Source organism: Gluconobacter sp. NFX36, from assembly GCF_049887835.1.
GTDB lineage: Bacteria > Pseudomonadota > Alphaproteobacteria > Acetobacterales > Acetobacteraceae > Gluconobacter > Gluconobacter japonicus_A.
The window spans coordinates 284,551-302,561 of sequence record NZ_JAGEKJ010000002.1; the positions used below are offsets into that span (position 1 = coordinate 284,551).

General features: G+C 57.1%; 20 protein-coding genes. 9 read left to right on the top strand and 11 right to left on the bottom strand.

What is annotated here, in order from left to right:
* Nucleotides 1-8 precede the first annotated feature (8 nt).
* The 6 genes from J4P41_RS03145 (at nucleotide 9) to mltG (ending at nucleotide 5,429) form a co-directional block, all read left to right on the top strand.
* Complete coding sequence (locus J4P41_RS03145; RefSeq protein WP_426066070.1) at nucleotides 9-755, top strand: hypothetical protein; 747 nt, start codon at nucleotides 9-11, stop codon at nucleotides 753-755.
* A gap of 71 nt (nucleotides 756-826) precedes the next feature.
* Nucleotides 827-1,771, top strand: a complete 945-nt coding sequence (gene fabD, locus J4P41_RS03150) for an ACP S-malonyltransferase (protein WP_426066071.1) — start codon at nucleotides 827-829, stop codon at nucleotides 1,769-1,771.
* Nucleotides 1,772-1,783: 12 nt separating this feature from the next.
* The gene (fabG, locus tag J4P41_RS03155; RefSeq protein ID WP_426066072.1) at nucleotides 1,784-2,524 is read left to right on the top strand and encodes a 3-oxoacyl-[acyl-carrier-protein] reductase; all 741 of its coding nucleotides are present in this window, start codon (nucleotides 1,784-1,786) and stop codon (nucleotides 2,522-2,524) included.
* A 204-nt stretch (nucleotides 2,525-2,728) separates the two neighbouring features.
* Nucleotides 2,729-2,968 (top strand): acyl carrier protein, encoded by a 240-nt coding sequence (locus J4P41_RS03160; protein ID WP_010502512.1) that lies wholly within the window; start codon nucleotides 2,729-2,731, stop codon nucleotides 2,966-2,968.
* Nucleotides 2,969-3,089: 121 nt separating this feature from the next.
* A complete protein-coding gene (gene fabF, locus J4P41_RS03165) occupies nucleotides 3,090-4,373 on the top strand; it encodes a beta-ketoacyl-ACP synthase II (protein WP_010502513.1) in 1,284 nt (427 codons plus the stop codon).
* A gap of 18 nt (nucleotides 4,374-4,391) precedes the next feature.
* Entirely contained in the window at nucleotides 4,392-5,429 is a 1,038-nt protein-coding gene (gene mltG / locus J4P41_RS03170) for an endolytic transglycosylase MltG (protein WP_426066073.1), read from the top strand.
* Between the two features lie 43 nt (nucleotides 5,430-5,472).
* On the opposite strand, the gene J4P41_RS03175 is transcribed toward mltG, so the two are convergent.
* The 3 genes from J4P41_RS03175 to J4P41_RS03185 all read right to left on the bottom strand — a co-directional run bounded on the left by J4P41_RS03175 (nucleotide 5,473) and on the right by J4P41_RS03185 (nucleotide 7,766).
* Complete coding sequence (locus J4P41_RS03175) at nucleotides 5,473-6,348, bottom strand: lipid-binding SYLF domain-containing protein (protein WP_010502517.1); 876 nt, start codon at nucleotides 6,346-6,348, stop codon at nucleotides 5,473-5,475.
* A 90-nt stretch (nucleotides 6,349-6,438) separates the two neighbouring features.
* Complete coding sequence (locus tag J4P41_RS03180) at nucleotides 6,439-7,227, bottom strand: inositol monophosphatase family protein (RefSeq protein WP_426066074.1); 789 nt, start codon at nucleotides 7,225-7,227, stop codon at nucleotides 6,439-6,441.
* A gap of 11 nt (nucleotides 7,228-7,238) precedes the next feature.
* Nucleotides 7,239-7,766: an MmcB family DNA repair protein gene (locus tag J4P41_RS03185; protein ID WP_026017481.1), complete on the bottom strand. Its 528-nt coding sequence runs from the start codon at nucleotides 7,764-7,766 to the stop codon at nucleotides 7,239-7,241.
* An 81-nt stretch (nucleotides 7,767-7,847) separates the two neighbouring features.
* Here J4P41_RS03185 and J4P41_RS03190 point away from each other — a divergent pair, with 81 nt between their 5' ends.
* The gene (locus J4P41_RS03190) at nucleotides 7,848-8,738 is read left to right on the top strand and encodes a glucosamine inositolphosphorylceramide transferase family protein (protein WP_426066075.1); all 891 of its coding nucleotides are present in this window, start codon (nucleotides 7,848-7,850) and stop codon (nucleotides 8,736-8,738) included.
* Here the strand turns inward: J4P41_RS03190 and J4P41_RS03195 are convergent.
* The 6 genes from J4P41_RS03195 to J4P41_RS03220 are packed head-to-tail and all read right to left on the bottom strand — an operon-like array spanning nucleotide 8,704 to nucleotide 14,500.
* Nucleotides 8,704-9,804 carry a glycosyltransferase gene (locus J4P41_RS03195; protein ID WP_426066076.1) on the bottom strand — a complete coding sequence of 367 codons (1,101 nt, stop codon included), beginning with the start codon at nucleotides 9,802-9,804 and terminating at the stop codon, nucleotides 8,704-8,706. The two genes, J4P41_RS03190 and J4P41_RS03195, sit on opposite strands and share 35 nt — an antisense overlap.
* Nucleotides 9,801-10,556 (bottom strand): nucleotidyltransferase family protein, encoded by a 756-nt coding sequence (locus tag J4P41_RS03200; RefSeq protein WP_426066077.1) that lies wholly within the window; start codon nucleotides 10,554-10,556, stop codon nucleotides 9,801-9,803. The genes J4P41_RS03195 and J4P41_RS03200 overlap by 4 nt, the downstream gene beginning before the upstream one ends.
* Nucleotides 10,553-11,350: a sterol desaturase family protein gene (locus J4P41_RS03205; RefSeq protein ID WP_010502528.1), complete on the bottom strand. Its 798-nt coding sequence runs from the start codon at nucleotides 11,348-11,350 to the stop codon at nucleotides 10,553-10,555. Before J4P41_RS03205 ends, J4P41_RS03200 begins: the two co-directional genes overlap by 4 nt.
* Nucleotides 11,347-12,447: an LptF/LptG family permease gene (locus tag J4P41_RS03210; RefSeq protein ID WP_426066078.1), complete on the bottom strand. Its 1,101-nt coding sequence runs from the start codon at nucleotides 12,445-12,447 to the stop codon at nucleotides 11,347-11,349. The genes J4P41_RS03205 and J4P41_RS03210 overlap by 4 nt, the downstream gene beginning before the upstream one ends.
* On the bottom strand, nucleotides 12,444-13,595 hold the full coding sequence (locus tag J4P41_RS03215; protein ID WP_211567294.1) for an LptF/LptG family permease: 1,152 nt from the start codon (nucleotides 13,593-13,595) through the stop codon (nucleotides 12,444-12,446). Before J4P41_RS03215 ends, J4P41_RS03210 begins: the two co-directional genes overlap by 4 nt.
* Nucleotides 13,592-14,500 (bottom strand): metallophosphoesterase family protein, encoded by a 909-nt coding sequence (locus J4P41_RS03220; protein WP_426066079.1) that lies wholly within the window; start codon nucleotides 14,498-14,500, stop codon nucleotides 13,592-13,594. The genes J4P41_RS03215 and J4P41_RS03220 overlap by 4 nt, the downstream gene beginning before the upstream one ends.
* A gap of 124 nt (nucleotides 14,501-14,624) precedes the next feature.
* Between J4P41_RS03220 and J4P41_RS03225 the strand changes: the two genes are divergently transcribed.
* Together J4P41_RS03225 and J4P41_RS03230 are read left to right on the top strand one after the other, a co-directional pair.
* Nucleotides 14,625-15,575: a diacylglycerol/lipid kinase family protein gene (locus tag J4P41_RS03225; protein WP_426066080.1), complete on the top strand. Its 951-nt coding sequence runs from the start codon at nucleotides 14,625-14,627 to the stop codon at nucleotides 15,573-15,575.
* Complete coding sequence (locus J4P41_RS03230; protein WP_426066135.1) at nucleotides 15,568-16,506, top strand: hypothetical protein; 939 nt, start codon at nucleotides 15,568-15,570, stop codon at nucleotides 16,504-16,506. Before J4P41_RS03225 ends, J4P41_RS03230 begins: the two co-directional genes overlap by 8 nt.
* A 46-nt stretch (nucleotides 16,507-16,552) precedes the next feature.
* Here the strand turns inward: J4P41_RS03230 and spt are convergent, their stop codons facing one another.
* Both spt and J4P41_RS03240 read right to left on the bottom strand, forming a co-directional pair.
* Complete coding sequence (spt, locus tag J4P41_RS03235; RefSeq protein WP_023945511.1) at nucleotides 16,553-17,746, bottom strand: serine palmitoyltransferase; 1,194 nt, start codon at nucleotides 17,744-17,746, stop codon at nucleotides 16,553-16,555.
* Nucleotides 17,743-17,997, bottom strand: a complete 255-nt coding sequence (locus J4P41_RS03240; RefSeq protein WP_007282203.1) for an acyl carrier protein — start codon at nucleotides 17,995-17,997, stop codon at nucleotides 17,743-17,745. Before J4P41_RS03240 ends, spt begins: the two co-directional genes overlap by 4 nt.
* Nucleotides 17,998-18,011: the final 14 nt, after the last annotated feature.

An 18,011-nucleotide genomic window follows, 5' to 3' on the forward strand; every position in this document is an offset into this window, starting at 1 on the left:
GAATGGGTATGATGATCAGCATCTTTCGGACATTCGGTCTTGTAACCGCTTTCTTCTGTCTTCCGGTGCATGCTGTTTACGCTGTTGATGAGCATGTGACCGTCTCGGGAAAACCTGTCGTTCGCGTGGCCACCTACAAAGATGTCGCGCATTTTTATGAACGCTTCGAGAAATTTCCGGCCGCGGCGCGTGAGGGAATATCGCTTCATTTCACGGGTGAATTGCTGCCGGATCATGAGCTTCCGTCAAAAGCGCGGCTCGTCATCCACAGCAAGCAGGGTGATATTCCACTATTTTTTGGAACAGATCGGGAGATGCACTTTCCGCGTACCGTCCAACTCGCGGCAGAAAATCCGCCAATTCTTCAGACAGAGTCGATTGGTCATAACGTCCGGACAGAACTGTCTCTTCGCGTGGAAGTGCCGCAGGGGGATAGGTTTACAGGCGTTCAGGCACGCCACTGGCTGACGCAAATCAATGCCTGCATTCGGGATCTGACAGGCGTGATCCTGTCCTGGTTCATGCCTGATGCGCATCGGCTCAAGATTGACCTTGCTCCCGGTGCGCGTTTTGAGGCCGTGACCAGCGGTCATGTGATCATGCTGGCCAACAACGAGGGGAAAGAACCCATGACAGTCCTGTTGCGTCCGCAGGATTATCCGGAAGACACGATTTTCCGCTCCAGCAAGCCTTTTGCTCAGGTTCGCGTCAGAATTCCGGGAGACGCGTATCTGACGTTCACGCCGGACAGATAACGCAGGATTTGACAGAACGCGCATGAAACAGCATCACCCTGAGCCTGTTTTTCATGCCAGCAGGGGGCTCCATGTCCGTTCACGCTTTTGTCTTTCCCGGTCAGGGCAGCCAGTCAGTTGGAATGGGGCAGGCCCTGCATGATGCCTTTGCCTCGTCTCGCGCCGTCTTTCAGGAAGTTGATGACGCTCTGGGCCAGAACCTTTCCAAGCTCATGTTCACCGGCGACGCTGATGAACTGACCCGGACCGAGAATACGCAGCCAGCTCTGTTCGCCGTTTCTTTGGCGACTGTTCGTGCTCTGGAATCCGAAGGGGGTTTTGCCCTGACGGACAAGGCGGCGCTGGTAGCGGGTCACTCACTTGGTGAATATTCCGCACTTGCGGCTGCCGGGACGTTGGGGATTGCGGAGGGTGCACGTCTTCTGCGTTTGCGCGGTCAGGCCATGCAGCGTGCGGTTCCGGCTGGTGAGGGCGGCATGGCTGCTCTGCTGGGTGTCGAAGCCGAGCAGGCCCAGTCAATCTGCGATGATGCCGCTCAGGGGCAGATCCTTGAGATCGCCAATGACAATGGTGGTGGCCAGATCGTAGTCTCCGGCCATATGGACGCAGTCGATCGCGCAATTTCCCTGGCCAAAGAGCGCGGAATCAAGCGCGCTGTAAAGCTGCCGGTCTCCGCGCCGTTCCACTCATCCCTGATGGCTCCGGCTGCTCGGGAGATGGAAGAGGCTCTGGCCAAGGCAACGCTGAATGCGCCCAGAGTTCCGGTGATTGCCAATGTTACTGTGGCCAAGGTAACCGATCCTGAAGCAATCCGTGATCTGCTCGTCAAGCAGGTGACGGGGACTGTTCGCTGGCGCGAGAGCGTGCAGGCCATCGCTGCCATGGGTGTGACGACTATGCACGAGCTGGGTTCAGGCAAGGTTCTCTGCGGTCTGGCTCGTCGTATTGCGCCGGATCTGGCAACAGACAATGCTGGCACCCCTGCTGAAATCGAAGCTCTGCTCAAGGCTCTGTAAGGACAACGACCCATGTTTTCTCTTTCTGGCAAGACCGCTCTCGTCACCGGCGCATCTGGCGGTATCGGTGCAGCTATCGCCCGTCAGCTTCACGCTCTTGGTGCAACGGTTATTCTCAGTGGCACGCGTGAAGCAGCTCTGAAGGAACTGGCAGACAGCCTTGGTGAGCGCACGCATATTGCGGTTGCCAATCTGTCAGAGGCGTCCGAAGCTGATGGTCTCGTTGCCAAGGCTGAGGAAGTGGCCGGGGCACCGTTGGATATTCTGGTGAATAATGCCGGTCTGACGCGCGATACGCTTGCCATCCGTATGAAGGATAGTGACTGGTCGCAGGTCATGACGGTGGATCTGGAAAGCCCGTTCCGGCTGGCTCGTGCGGCTCTTAAGGGTATGCTGCGCCGTCGTGCCGGTCGTATCATTTCCATCGCATCCGTTGTTGGAACGACAGGGAACGCCGGTCAGGCCAACTATGCGGCTGCAAAGGCTGGTATCGTCGGCATGAGCAAGTCTCTGGCGCAGGAAGCTGGTCCGCGCGGTGTGACGGTCAATGTCGTGGCTCCTGGTTTCATTGAAACGCCGATGACGGATGTACTGTCCGAAGGTATTCGCGAGAAGCTGGTGGGCTCCATTCCGCTCGGTCGGATGGGAAACCCGGATGACGTCGCTGCGGCAGTGGTGTATCTGGCTTCTGACGAGGCTGCATGGGTCACCGGGACGACCCTGCACGTCAACGGTGGCATGGCCATGGTCTGAGACGCTTGGCGTTTCAGGTCAAAGCGTGCTAATCGCGCGCTGCTTTGCCCGGTCTGACGAAGGCCGATGTCCGGTTCGGCCGGTGGCAACGCCTTTCCGGAAGGAGAGGTGGCCTGCGCTGGAAGGTTCGAAAGGGCTTGCCGGACTGGCAGACGGCAAAACGAGTTTTTTGTAACGCCCGGCACGGGCAAAAGGAATGAACAGATGAGCGATATTGCTGACAAGGTAAAGAAGATCGTTGTCGAGCACCTCGGCGTTGAAGAAAGCAAGGTCACGCCGGATGCGTCTTTCATTGACGATCTGGGCGCAGACAGCCTCGACACGGTCGAGCTGGTCATGGCTTTCGAAGAAGCTTTCTCCGTCGAAATCCCGGAAGATGCAGCCGAGAAGATCGCCACCGTCAAGGATGCGATTGACTACATCGAAAAGCAGAAGGCTGCCTGAGGCGCTTTCGGGACTGGCTTCAGGCTGGTCCCATCCCGCCCTCCAGAGTAGGGGCGGATAAACGGAGCAGCCTTGAGGCTGCGACGTACTGGTCGTTTACAACGTGAGACATGAGGCATCGATGAGCGGGAATGCAAACAACGGAAGACGCGTCGTCGTTACCGGTATCGGTGTTGTCAGCCCACTTGCGGTGGGTGCGGAACTGACGTGGAAGCGTCTGATCGAAGGGCAGTCCGGTATCGGGCGTATCACCCATTTTGATCCTTCCGAACTCCCTGCGCAGGTCGCTGGTCAGGTTCCTGAGGGACCGACCGAAGAAGGCGGTCTCACGCTGTCTGACTGGGTGCCGGTCAAAGACCAGAAGAAAATGGATCGCTTCATCCATCTTGGTCTGGCCGCTGCCATTCAGGCCGTCGAAGACTCGGGCTGGAAGCCTGAGACGGAAGATGATCGCTGCGCCACTGGCGTGATGATCGGCTCCGGCATCGGCGGTCTGCAAACAATTTATGAAGGTTCTTTGACAGTTTCGAGCGGCAAGGCCCGTCGTCTGTCACCGTTCTTCATTCCATCTGCCCTTATCAATCTCATTTCTGGTCACCTTTCGATCCGTTACGGATTCAAGGGACCGAACCATGCGGTCGTGACAGCCTGCGCAACGGGCGTACATGCCATCGGTGATGCGTCCCGTCTGATCCAGCATGGTGATGCAGACGTTATGATCGCTGGCGGTGCTGAGGCAGCCATCTGTGCTCTGGGCATTGCTGGTTTCTGCTCGGCCCGTGCGCTCTCCACGGGGTCCAACGATGACCCGACCAAGGCTTCTCGCCCGTGGGACAAGGACCGTGACGGTTTCATCATGGGTGAGGGCGCCGGTGTTGTCGTTCTGGAAGAGTACGAGCATGCCAAGGCTCGTGGTGCCAAGATTTATGGTGAAATCGGCGGCTATGGCCTGTCCGGTGACGCTCATCACATCACGGCCCCGGCTGAAGGCCACGAGGGCGCATTCCGCGCCATGAAGGCTGCGCTGAAGAACAGCGGCCTGCAGGTGTCGGACATCGACTACGTCAACGCCCATGGTACGTCCACCATGGCTGACGATCTGGAACTGGATGCGGTTGAGCGTTTCTTCGGCGATCACGCCAAGAACATTGCCATGTCCTCCACGAAGTCTGCCATTGGTCATCTTCTGGGTGCCGCAGGGGCCGTGGAAGCGATCTTCTGCCTTCAGGCCATCCGTGACGGCATTGTGCCTCCCACGCTGAACCTTGAGAACCCGGCACGCGAGAGCGTTATTGATCGTGTGGCTCTCAAGGCTCAGAAGCGCAAGGTCGACGTGGCTCTGTCCAACAGCTTCGGGTTTGGTGGCACGAATGCCAGCATCATCCTGAAGCGCTGCGAGGGCTGAGCGGAGTTCCATTGGTCTATGCCTGACAGCCAGCCGGACGGCGAAGAGAACAAAACACCACTTCTTCCCCCCAAGGCTGGCCGCAAGCTGGCAATCTTCATGGTTCCGCTGCTCTGTATCGCAGCAGCGGTAGCCGGATATGGGCATTACACTGACCCCGGCCCTCTTCCTGAAGCCAAAGCGTTCGTGATTCCTCATGGCAATAACGCCACGGTTACGAAGGCACTTCAGGCAGACGGTATCCTGTCACCAACATGGGCTTCTGGCGCATTCTTCCGTATTTCGGCCTTTCTGACCCACCGTGACGGTCAGATTCATGCGTCTGAGTTCCAGTTTCCCTCCCGTGTTTCTGTCGCGCATGTCCTTGAAATTCTTCGCCATGGTAAGCCCGTCTCTCATCCCTTGATGGTTCCTGAAGGTCTGACGGCCAAGGAGATTGAGGACATCATCCGTAAGGCCCCCGTGCTGACGGGTGATGTTCCTGAGATCCCCGAAGGAACAGTTTTGCCCCAGACCATCGCCTATGTGTGGGGCACACCCCGGCAGGCCATCGTGGATCGTCTGCGCCGCATGATGGACAAGCAGCTTCAGGCAAGCTGGGAAAAGCGGGATGTGGAAGCGCTGGATGGCCTGATCCAGAGCCCACAGGAGCTTCTGACGCTGGCCTCCCTGATCGAGCGGGAGACGGGCGTGCCCTCAGAGCGACCGATGGTGGCACGAGTTTTTTTGAATCGTCTCAAACTCGGAATGCGTCTTCAGACGGACCCAAGTGTGATTTATGGCCTGAGTGACGGGCTTGGAACGCTGGATCGTCCGCTTTTGCATGAAGATCTGCAAACGCCGGGGCCGTATAATACCTACCTTGAGGCTGGCCTGCCGCCGGGGCCAATCTGCTCTCCTGGGATCACATCTCTGGAAGCTGCTGCGCATCCTGCAGAGAGCAAAGCTCTTTATTTTGTCGCGACAGGTGAGGGCGGGCACAATTTTGCGGAGACGCTGCAGGAGCAGGATCAGAATATAAGGGCTTATCGAGCAAAAACCGCTTCACCTCAATGAGGCGAGAAACCCCGTTTTCCAAGGAAGGCGGGGTTTTCTGTTTTTAGTGCACGGGCGCAAGAGACGAGCTCTGTACGCCGCGCGTCTGTGTGCTGTAAGGGCGCGACGTATCGTAGTTGCTCGGATATGGGCTGCTGCTTACAGGATCAACGTCTGTTGTGGCGCTCTGTGAAGCCGGAGCTGTGGCGGCTGTAGCGTGAGCAGTCGAAGCGGTTGGCAGCTTGGCGACATTCATCAGCATACGGCGGAGCGGATCTGCCGATGGATTGTTGACGCGCATGGTGATGATAATGTCTTCGGGCCCGACGGTCTGATTGTAATACGCCCGGTTTGCGCCACTATCCACTGTCAGCTTCGAGCCGCCAAGAGAAAGCCCTGCATAAAGGCCCTGTGCTTTCTGGGCGGCGTAGATATCCGTATTTTTGGCGCCTGCCGTGCTGCTTTCAGCACCGGTTCCGATGGTTGCGAACGAAGCGGAAGCCGTTGCATCAAACTTGAACTGGCTGTCCAGCAGGGCCTGAATCCCACGTTGCGACATGATGAAGAAGATCATTTCGGAACTTTGCACGCCGGCCTGGATGCCGAGCGAACCTGAGCTCAGACGATAGAATGCCGGATCAGACCAAGAACCACGCGCATCCCGGCTCATGAGAACGCAGCGACCACCCGAACCGCCGAGCCCGAAAGACATATTCAGCACGGAGGGGCACACCATCACAGCCTTGGCCTGAGCGAGTAATTGCTGGGACCGGGAGGTTGACGTGGTTTTTGCAAACAGATCCTGAAGGGCGATTGTCGCCTTGTCGACAACGATCTGCTGTTCGCTGGCTGTGGTGGTAGATGTACCAGAGCACGCCGCGAGCGTTGCACACCCTGTGGCGGCAAGAACGGTCGAACGCAGGAGACCGGACAGGGTCATAAAGCTTACCTTCTGCTAACGGCAAAATTGAAGTCTTCCCGCATTATGCGGGAAATACGGCCAAATCACGAACAGGGAACGGAGGAGGGGTCAGATTTCCACCTGAACCGCATCTGAAAGCACTTTGGCAATTCCGGGAGCGGCCGCAAGAATAGTGGCTCCACCCGTAAGGCCACCAGTCTGGAGGAAGGGGGAAACAGCCGCGCCTGCTTCTTCCAGAATGATGAGAGCCGCCGCGACATCCCAGAGCTGGATCACAATTTCCAGATACCCGTCACTGCGGCCACAGGCGACGTCTGTCAGGGCCAGAGCGCCGGAACCGCCAGAGCGTGGCATGGCGCCAAGGGCCATGATCGCGCCGATCTTTTCGCCGAAAAGTTCGGTTGAGACGCGGCAGGACCATCCCATTTCAATCATTGCTTCCTGAGGGTTGCTGATTGGGGAGGCCTTGATAGGCTTACCGTTCAGGAAGGCACCCTTGCCTTTCTGGGCTGTGAAAACCTCACCGAGCGCAGGCGCCTCGATAATGCCTGCAACGGGTTCGTCTCCCTTGAGAAGCCCCAGTGAAACGCACCACCGGTCACGGCCGCGCGCGAAGTTGGACGTTCCGTCAATCGGGTCCACAACCCAACGGAATTGTCCTTCGCGCGTGACGCCACCTTCCTCGCCCTGAAAACCATCTTCCGGGAAAAGGTCCTGAATACGTTTGCTGACCAGAGCTTCAACGGCCCCGTCAGCTTCCGTCAGGTAGTCCTGCCGTCCTTTCAGAGTCCCCGTTGGTCCACCGGGAGCCGGGCGCATCGAGAGGGCAAGTGCGGCAGCATCGCGAACAACGCTGCGAGCAGCTTCAAGACGTACGGCGACAGGATCGAAACTCATTGGGGCATGTCCTATTCTGTGCGGCGCGCGGCACGCAGGGAGGCGGTAAGGGCGGGGTCTTCAAGAGACATCAGGCGGCTGGCGGCCGTCGTTGCAAACAGGTGCAGGATGGTCCTTCGACGGGCCGCAGCAAGCTTGTGCTCCGCGGGTTCCCGGATGACGGCGCATTCCGCTACGATGCTGTGAAATAGGCTGTCCGGAACCATGCTGAGGCTGACCGTGATGATGCCAACGTCTTCGGGCAGGACGTGAAGTGGAAAGCCGTCATCCACGGCAAAGAACAGTCTGTCCGACCAGCTTCGATAGTCAGACCATTTCTGGTCCGTCTGGAAATCACGGATGCCCGATTTGATCTCGATACAGGTCAGGCTGTGATCTGGCAGAAGCGCCATGACGTCCGCCCGACGCCCTGCGGACGGAAGGGAAAATTCATTGATCGCGGCCCAGCCCATGGTACGGCAAAGTCCCAGAACAGCCCGCCTTATGGCGAGTTGCCTTTCTGGAAAACCGGGTGTCATCTCGGAAAGAACCGAACTCATGGTTCCATATTGCCCCGATCTGCGCTTTACGTCTGCCCCTGTTCTCGTTTTTCCCTGTTTGTATGTTCAAGGAGAGTCGGCATGCCGTTTCTGCGCACGGACCACTGGCGTTGTGCCATCATCCACGCTCCCCTGGCCGATCTGATCCGGGCGGGAAGCCTGAACGGATTTGAGGTTACAACGCTACCAGACATTGGAGATCACCGGTTTCTCGCAGATCCGTTTGGATTATGGCGTGGCGGAAGGCTGCATGTTTTTGCGGAAGCCTATGATTATCGCAATCCGAAAGGCGTTATCGAGGTCCTGGTCTATGACAGCACCGGACGGCTGATCGAGCGCGAGGAAGTCCTGCGCGAAGATTGGCATCTGTCTTATCCCTATGTGTTCGAGCATGAGGGAGAGACGTATCTGCTGCCGGAAGCCAGTGCGTCCGGCCGATTGACACTCTACCGGGCAACACAATTTCCCCTGGGATGGGAAAAGGTCGAGGCGTTCGATTTTCCCGACGCTGCCATCGACGCGACGCCTTTTTACCATGCCGGGCGCTGGTGGATGTTCTGGACGCCTGCCGGTACGCGGGAAGAGCGCCAGTCAACGCTGCATCTTTCCGTCGCCGATGACCTCATGGGCCCTTGGACGTCTCTTGGCCTTTTCCTGAACGATCGTGCAGGGGCACGGCCAGGCGGTACACCCGTCGTAGTCGATGGAGAAATCTTCCTTCCGACCCAGGACTGCCGCGGCACATACGGTCGGGGTATCCGTCTGTTAAAGATCGAAGGACTGGAACGCGGATTGCCAAAGGTTACGCCCGACGCAGTTCTGGATGCGCCTGCCGTGCTCCGTCGCCGCTTCCCGGATGGTTTCCATACGCTGTCTGCCGCAGGGCAGGTGACTCTTGTTGACGTGAAGCGTGTGGGGTTTGGTCCCAAGCGGGACCTTATGAACGTGAAGCGTCGTCTGGGGCTGGGCTGAAGCCTGGCAGCCGGTCCAGAACCGCATTACCTTGTCGTAGGAAGGCGTCTGGGCCAAAGCGGTCCAGCACTAGCTTGCGGGACAAAGTGCCCATGGTATGCAGTTTCTTCGGCTGCATGATGAGTTCTGCAATGGCGCTGGCCAGAACAGGGGCATTGTTGAAGGGAACCACCAAGCCGGAGTGCCCGTCCTTCATTGTATGAGGGATCTCACCAGCCGGAGTAGCAATTACAGGCAATCCGCAGGTCATTGCTTCATGGGCGGCCACGCACATGCCCTCCCAATGAGAGGGCTGAACATAGAGATGCAGGGTTGGAAGAAAGCTGAAAGGGTCTTCACAGTGGCCGAGGAAATCGACTGGTAGTTTCTTGTCCTGTACGACCTTCTCAAGGGAGTCTCGTTCAGGACCATCACCTGCCAGTACGACCCGATAAGGCGGCAGATCCGGATGATCGCGGAGAAGATCCAGCGCCTCGAACAGTAGGTCATACCCTTTGACGGCATGGAGTCGACCAAGACTCCCGATCCGGATGATTTTTCCCTTCTTCCATGCTGCGGCTTTCGGGCTGGCGGGGTCCGCCCGGAAGATGGGCCAGGCCATGACCTTGCTTCGCAGGCCAAGACATTTGCGAGAGAAGCTTTCAACCGTAGGAGAGTCCGCAACCCAGAGGGCGGCTTTCCGACATAACAGGCGCAGCAGGATGCTGTTGGCCTTCTTCAGGCGGGCGGAGTGCTGCCAGTGAACGGCAGGGACGCTCAGCCTGTTAGCTGCCCGCTGGCCCAGAAGGGTTGCGCGCGTCAGGGACGTCCAGATCAGATCGGGCTGGAAAGCATCCATTTCAGCGCGCAGCCAGCGCCATGCTGCCAGATGGTCTTTCTTGCCGCCGGAGCGGACGTGGACCCTGATACCCTGCTTCTCCAGAACGGGGATAGCAAGACCGTCACGCTTCTCAAGGCTGAACACCGTGACTTCGCCGCCCCGACTTTGGAGAACGGAGATGATGTCAGGGATGGGAAGCTGCGCCCCTCCACATTCCAGAGAATTGATAACGTAGGCAATTTTCATGAGGATCGCTGTGCCAGAAGCTCTTCGGCCAGAATCAGATCGGCTGGCTTGTCGACATCCACGGCGGCCTGACCGTTCGACAAGGGTACAAGACGGACGCGTGCGCCTGTCAGGGTTTCGATGCGCTGACAGAGTGCTTTGGAATCCAGACGGCCCAAGAGGGCACGAAGAAGGGTTCCGAACCCAAGTGTCCGTGCCATTTTTAGTGGCCGTTTACGGTCTTTCTGCAAGCGCTTCCAGAGTTCTACGACGGCTTCGGCGCGTGATGTTCCCATCCAGAAAAGATTGCATCCTGAAAAGCTCATATCCGACAGTCGGATATAGGTACGCTTCGTATTGGGAACATCACGTTCGACTGTCTCTTTGAAGGCAACACCGACGGCCAGATCGCAGTCCTGGGTTTTTCCAAGAAACTCAGTGATCCATTCGGGCCGCAGCAGCGCATGGTCTGCCGTGGTGACAAGGCAGGGGGTACCAAGGTGGTCTAACGCCTCGGCAACACTCTCACTGGGGGAGGCGGCGGCTTTCAGAATGTCAGCCGTACCAGCAATGTCACGGATGCGGTCGGGTGCTTCAATGCTGATGGTAATCGAGCCGAGATCCGGCGTGAGTGCGAGTGTTCTGAGAACACGCCCAAGCATGGGCTCTCCAGCAACGGGGAGAAGCGCTTTGTGAGACACTTTTCCAAGCTGGGCGAGAACGTCCCGTTCACCATCACGGGAACCGGCAAGAACCAGAACCGGAAGAGTCACGCCGTGCGACTGCGATCAGAGGCAGGGCGAGCCCCGTCTGGGCGGTCCTTCGGGGGGGACCCTGTGAGATCCATCACCCAAGGGTAACGCTTGGCTTCTTCAATATCATAGCCGAGGTTGAAGACGTGCTGGCTGCGGGCGCGATCACGGGCTTCACGATAGAAACTTCCAAACAGGCGATCCGGCACGTAGTTCGTAATGCCGTAATTGCCGTCTTCATCGTGAAAATGATGCAGGACATGAAGCTGCTTGATATGCGCCACCCACTTCCAGCGTGGCTTGTAGGCCAGGTGCTGGATGCAGTGGAAGAACTCGTAAATGCACGTCATGACCAGCGCTGTGGAAAGAGCACAGAACGCACCGCTCCAGCCGCTGATGAGATACCCGATTGGCATGGTGATGATCGCCATTGTCGGAACCGTGTTGAGCGGTGAGCCGAACAGCACATCCAGAAGATGCGGGTCCTGATGATGATCGAAATGGATGCGCTTCCATAGCGCCGCGGTCCAGTGGTTCCGATAGAGCCAGCGTCCATGGAGGATATAGCGATGGATCATGTACCAGGCCAGAGGATACACGGCGATGACGACTGGTACAGGGATCAGCGTCTTCCAGAGACTATGCGAGAAATGCAGGGCGCCGAAAGCGGCGGCAAGGATCAGCGCGAAGTACAACAGGATCGTAGGGTAGGTGAGATAGGCAATCCACAACTGGGGTAGCGACATCTTGCCAAGATCAAAACTGCGACCTGTGCGCAGGGACGACATGTTATGCCAGGGTTTGGACGTGCTCATTTTCCCTCCAGCCGCAGAATCCAGGTCAACCCGAGGAGGGCGCCCAGCAGCGGTCCCGCACTGGCCGCCAGTGGCGCGGCAAGCGTCCCGGCGTTTCCGAGTGCGGAAATCATTCCTTGCAGGATTACAAAACCCATCCCGGCCGCCAATACATAGACCGGAAGTGGATTTCGAAGTCCTGCCCGTGGAGGGATATAGATCACTGGCAGCGCCAATAGAAGCATTACTGCAATCTGAAGAGGAAGAATAATCCCGCTGAACAGGGCCATACGATAGGTCGCACGCGGCAGACTGGCAGGCGCGCCCTTATGAAGAATAGCTCCGATCTGCGCTGGGGTAACAGCAGCATTGTCTTCGGAGAGGGTCATGATCATTCCGGGGGTAGCCGGGATATCGAAGCGATTGTCGCCTCCCGTTACTTTTACAAACGCACCATTATCCGTCACCGTCAGATCCTGCGCCCCTGTAGGGTGCCAGAACTGACCATCGTAAGAGAGGGTGGCCGCATGCTCTGTGCCGGTCAGAAGACCTGTCGCATCCCGGTGATAAATCGTGACGTCCCGCAGGAACGATCCTCCGTGCGCATACTGTCCGATGCGCACAAGGGTCGGTCCTGCGCGAAACCAGAGAAGGCGTTTTGTCGGTGCATCTGGTTTTGCTGCATCCGGATCGGTTTTGTTCCACCACGTCGCAAGAGCATTTTCGCAGGGAGGAACAACCCAGTACTGAAGGGTTGTCGCTGTGAATCCGACAATCAGAACGGCTGGTAAAAGCCGCTGGTACAGACCTACGGTCGAGAGGCCGGATGCGCGAAGTGCGGCCATTTCCGACGAGAGCGTCATCTGCATGAGCAGAAACAGCGCCCCGACCATGAAAGCCAGCGGCATAATCTCTACACTCAGTGCAGGAAGATGCAGGAACGCAAATGTTAGGATACCACGAAAGCCCAGATTCCGGTTCAGAATGAGCGTCGTTTTTTCAAGGAGTGCCAGAATTTCGAGCAGGGAAACAAGGACTGCACCGCATAGCATGAAACGGCCCAGCAAGGAGCGGTTCAGATATCGGTACAGCACATGTTGTGGAGCATGTGCAGTCATGAGGGACGAACCAGCTTGCGACGCCTCCACGACCCGCGCGAGCGGCGAAGAAGTGTGGCGGGACACGCGATACAGAAAAGAGCCAGAGGTACCCAGATGGCCAGCCAGATCGGAAGACGCCCTGTAGCTGCCAGACTATGGCCGAACATCAAGGTTTGATCGAAACCGACGAGAATGGCGGACACAGCGATCAGTCCCCAGACCGATCTGCGTCGTCTTGAGCCAATGGCCAGCGCTACTGCCAGAGGCGGGATGAACGGAATGGCCAGAGCGTGCGCAACGCGGAAATCCATTTCTGCACGAAGCGTGCGATATTCGATGCCGGGTACGCCGTATCGCAGATCATGCGCCAGTTCAAAGAGGGTCAGTTCGCGTTCGTCCGCGCCTCGGGAGCGGAAGGAGTTTTCCTGTGTCGGCCGATCAATGATGCGAACGACATGGGAAAAATGCGTAACTGTGGGTTTGAAATTTCCGCTGTTGGGGAAGGGATCATCAACGATTTCCCCATTCCATAAATCAAGCTGAGTGCTTTGAAGCTTGTTGGAAATGGTCAGTTCGCCTGTTTTTGCTGTGATGATGTGAGCAACACCGTTTTTGTTAACTTCCCGAATGAAGATCCGCTTCATCCTTGTGCCAGCATGGCTCACATTATCGGCTGTCATGACAGCCGTGCTGGATGTCGATGCGAACATGCCAGCCTGAAGGTGGGGCGCCCACCCCGTATGAGCGGCAAAATAGAAGCCCGCCCGATAATCATAGCGGGCAACAGGCTGGATATACCCATAAAGCAGGACGCTGGCAGCTCCAAGCGCCAGACCTACAAACATGAAGGGCCGACTGATCCGCAGAAGAGAAACACGCCCGGCCTCAAGTGCATCAATTTCGTTATGATCACTCATTCCACGAATAGTGAGAAAAACCGAAATGCAGAGCGCGGCGGGGATCGCAATTCCAAAGTAATGCGGAAGGAGGTCTGTCAGCAGCTTGATGCAGGTTGCCAGAGAACTGCCCGCGGAAGCCAGATAATCAAACAGAACCAGCAGCCGTTCCAGCAGAAGAGCGACCAGCATGGCAACGAGGGCAATGATGAACGGCGGTATCATCTGTGTCAGAAGATACCGGTCCAGAATGGTTGCGCGCTGCTTCATGCCTGGCTGTTCCGGGGGCGTACCCAGGATGCCTTTTCCGTAATCTGGCCATCTGGCTTATGGCGTGACATGCCAATGGCCCAGCCATCACCTTGCGGATGAATAACAAGGTGATTCCAGCAGGCCTGACGATGTTCGCGTTTGTCAGTGAGGGAGGCTGACGCTACGCCGAGTAGGGGAATATCTGTTCCGGGAATATGGGTCAGGGTCGCATCATGAGAATGTCCGTGCAGAACGATTTCTGCTCCCGTCCGCTTCAGAACCTGCGCAAACGCTCTGTAGTCGTGCAGCGATTTCCGCCAGGTTACCAAGCCGCGTCTTGGGGGATGATGAATCATGACCACGCGGCATAACCCCGCATTTCCAAGTTCGGTCAGGAGAATTTCAAGCCGTGCAAGCTGTCTGCGGCCAACCCGGCCATAGGCCATGAAAGGCAGCGTCGGCACGCCTGAATTCACGCCGATAACGGCTACCCCATCCTGAGTGCGGGCGTAGGGGTACGACGCGGCAGACCACGACTTCCATTGAAGGAGGCCTTTTTCGGCTGGCTGACGAATCATGCAATCATGATTTCCAGGAATGACCATGGCGGTTGCTGGAAGCTGCTTCAGCCAGTTCGCAGCGAGGGCAAATTCATCGGGTGTTCCAAAATTCGTTAGATCGCCACTGACCAGAATGGCATCCACATCATTTCTGGCAATGTCTTCCACGATGGCCGAGCAGGTTGCAGCCAGATGCACATGGCGTCGGTGCTTTTTCCAGGACAGAAGGCTTAGAGCCCGCTTGTTGAGAGCCTGACGCCAATGCACGGGTGGTGGTGGAAGATGAGGGTCTGACAGATGGGCCAGCGTGACGGCACGCGTGTTCCGCGGACTGCGTGTTTCTGCGGGACGTGTATGGGACATTTGAGAAACGTGGCCTTAGTCAGTCTTTCCACCAGAAGGGAATACCCATATTCTGGTGGAAGCATCATAGCCGTGCTAGACCCGCCCGCATAGCTCCGAACATAACACGAAGAATTCTCTCATAGTGCGATTTGCTCTTATCCATAATGCTCGCAGCCGCAAGAACAGGCGCGGCGGCTCCGTCTTTGCTGCGGAAGCCAAGGCTCTTCTGGGCGAAAATTTTGTTCCGTCAGACAGTCGGGAGGGCATGACGGAGCATGTTCGCCATCTTTGCGAAAGGGATGTGCGGACGATCGTGATTGATGGTGGAGATGGCACTGTCAGCACAGTGCTGACAGCGATCGCTCGCGCCTATCCTGCAGACCGCTTGCCGGATATTGCTGTTCTGGCTTCCGGGAATACCAATCTGATCGCCAATGATGTCGGGTTCGGGCTGCGCGGGATGGAGGCGATCCAGCGCCTTCAGCAAGGGGCCGCCATGCGCTCCAGTATCCGTACGCCGATCCGGTTATCGTGGCCGCAGACAGATCGTGTTCCGGTTCTGGGGCTTTTTGGCGGCTGTACAGGGTATGCACGGGCCGTCAGGATTGCGCATTCCCCGACAGTGGTACGTTTCGCTCCCCATGATCTGGCTGTTGGCTTTACGCTGCTGAGTACCGTTGTCAGTCTCATGTTTCGTAAAAGCCGGGAAAGCTGGCTCGAGGGTGAGCCTCTCAGGGTTGAAACGTCCGGTCATGCCTATGATGGAAACAGCTTCATGTTCCTAACGACTGGCCTGTCCAAACTTTCACGTGGGATCTGGCCTTTCTGGGATGCAGAACCGAATGTCGAGGGGCTTCGCTACCTTGATGTCGGCGCTCATCCGGAAAATCTCTCACGCGCAACTGCTGCACTTCTGTGTGGTCGTGCACCCCGCTGGCTGCGTCGCCATCCGGACTATGTCAGTGGTCGGACGGATGACATGATGCTGACGACGAAAAGCGATTTCGTTCTGGATGGAGAGGTTTTTACTCCGCCCGAGCATGAGCAGATCCGCCTTGAGCGCGGACCGGCATTCCGTTTTCTCCATGCCTGACGCGCTTGAAAAGTTCCTGATCAGGGAACTGACGACCCCGGTTCACTCGGATGTCGTGGCTTTTGCGGACGCTTTGACATCGGCTTGCCCGCAGGCGCCTCTTGGCGTTCTGTTTTACGGTTCTGTCCTGAGGACGGAAGACTTCGAAGGCATTCTCGATTTCTATATTGTCACGGAAGATGCCTCTGGCTTTACAGGCGGACTAATCTCCCGAGCGGGCAATCTTCTGTTACCGCCCAATGTGCGTTATGCGGAGTTTAAAGTCGGGCAACGCACTTTACGTGCCAAGATCGCCGTTCTGTCACAACAGCAGTTTAAAGAGCGTACAACGCTCGGCACACTGGATACGACTCTGTGGGCCAGGTTTTGTCAGCCTGTCAGGCTCATCTGGGTGCGGGATGCAAAGGCAGCTGATACGCTGCTTGATCTGATTGCCCGATGCGTGACGACGGCGTCTTGCTGGGCGGCTCTTCTGGGGCAGCCGGGCATGACGGCTGTTGAATACTGGCAATCTCTTTTCGCGCGGACATATGCCTCTGAACTACGGGTTGAAAAGAAGGGGCGAGGGCACAGTCTGATCGCTGGTCAGGAAGAGCGGTTTGCTGCGATGCTTCCGCTGGGATGGGCGCGGGCTCATTTGCGTTACTCGGCTACTGGGAACAGGCTGGAACCCGTTTTGTCTTTCTCCGCTCGTAAGCGTGCGGCTCGACGATGGGCCCTGGTCGGACAGACAGGGAAACCTCGGAATGTGGTACGCCTGGTAAAGGCAGCTTTTACTTTTGAAAACGGCGCATCGTATCTCGCCTGGAAAATTCACCGCCATACAGGGTTGGATCTCAACCTCTCCGAAGCGGAAAGAAAGCATCCACTCTTATTTCTGCCCATTCTTCTGAAACGGATGCAGCGTTTGAGGAAGCAGTCTCAGACGTAAAAAAAGACCTCCGAAGAGGTCCTTTTTTATGCCTGGATGAGTAATTTCAGGCTTGGAAGTGTTCTGCTACAGCCTTGAAAACAGCCGCGGCTTTGTCAATTTCCTCAGCACTGTGTGCTGCCATGACGGAGCACCGCAGAAGAGGGCGGTTATCAGGCGTTGCTGGCGGTAGCGACAGGTTTACATACACGCCGTTTTCCAACAGGGCATTCCAGAAGCCAACGGCCTGCGGAATAGTCTCAAGCGTCACAGCCACAACCGGAGAAACATGCTCACCTGTCTGGAGTCCGGCAGCCTTTAAGCCTGCGTGAAGGCGGGCGGCATTTTCTTGCAACTTCACGCGCAGTTCCGGATGCGCTTCCATATCATCCAGGGCTGCAAGAGTGGCTGCAATGATTTCCGGAGGGAGGGATGCCGTGAACATGTAGGGGCGTGAGCACAGACGCATGAGGTCCACGCCGTCATGGTCCGTGATGCAGTAGCCGCCAACCGTGCCGAGTGACTTCGAGAACGTGCCGACAATGAAGTCGATCCCGTCTTCACAGCCCTGCATCTCTGCAACGCCACGACCATGCTCGCCGAGTACGCCGAAAGAGTGCGCCTCATCTGCCATCAGGTAAGCGCCGTAACGCGTCTTGATGTCCACGAACTTGTCCAGCGGGGCGACATTCCCCGTCATGGAATAGATGCCTTCGGCAATGATCAGCTTCGCGCCCGGATGATCTTTCAGGCGTGCAAGACGCTTTTCCAGATCGACCGGATCATTGTGGCGGAACCGGATGACCTGCGCGCCGGACAGCTTTGCGCCATCATAAATACTGGCATGGCTGTCGGCATCGAGAAGCAGGACGTCGTCCTTGTTCACGAGCGCGGAGATCGTTCCCAGATTGGCCTGATATCCGGTCGAGAACACCATGCAATGCTTGCGGCCAAAGAAAGACGCAAGGCGCTGTTCAAGCCGCTGATGCAGGCCGAACGTGCCATTGGCAATTCGGGAACCTGTCGTGCCAACACCCATGGTACGGGCAGTTTCAATGGCAGCCTCAGCTGCGCGCGAAGACTGGCTAAGACCAAGATAGTTGTTCGTACCGAACAGGAGTGTCTCCCGTCCTTCGATCAACCCTACGGTTGCCGAAAGCGGCCGTTCAATCACGACTTCAAAAGGATTACGGGGCGAGACCGCCGTCAATCCTTCATAAGCAGCGCGAAGTGCGGCATGTTTGGCAAAGATATCGATCACGCTTGGCTGGCCTTGAGAGTGTGCAGGCATGCTGCCAGATCGTTAATGGTCCGGATATCGGCCAGTTTGTCGAGCGGGACAGAGACGTCCAGCTCGTCTTCAATTTCCATGACGAAATTCATGACAGCGAGGCTATCGAAAGCCAGATCTTCGACGATCTTGCTGTTGCCATTGATGTCCCGCGGGACTTTCGGGTTGGCGAGCAGTTTTTCGATGATCATGCCGGAGATGCCGGCGACGCTGTCAGTCATGAAATTGAACTCTC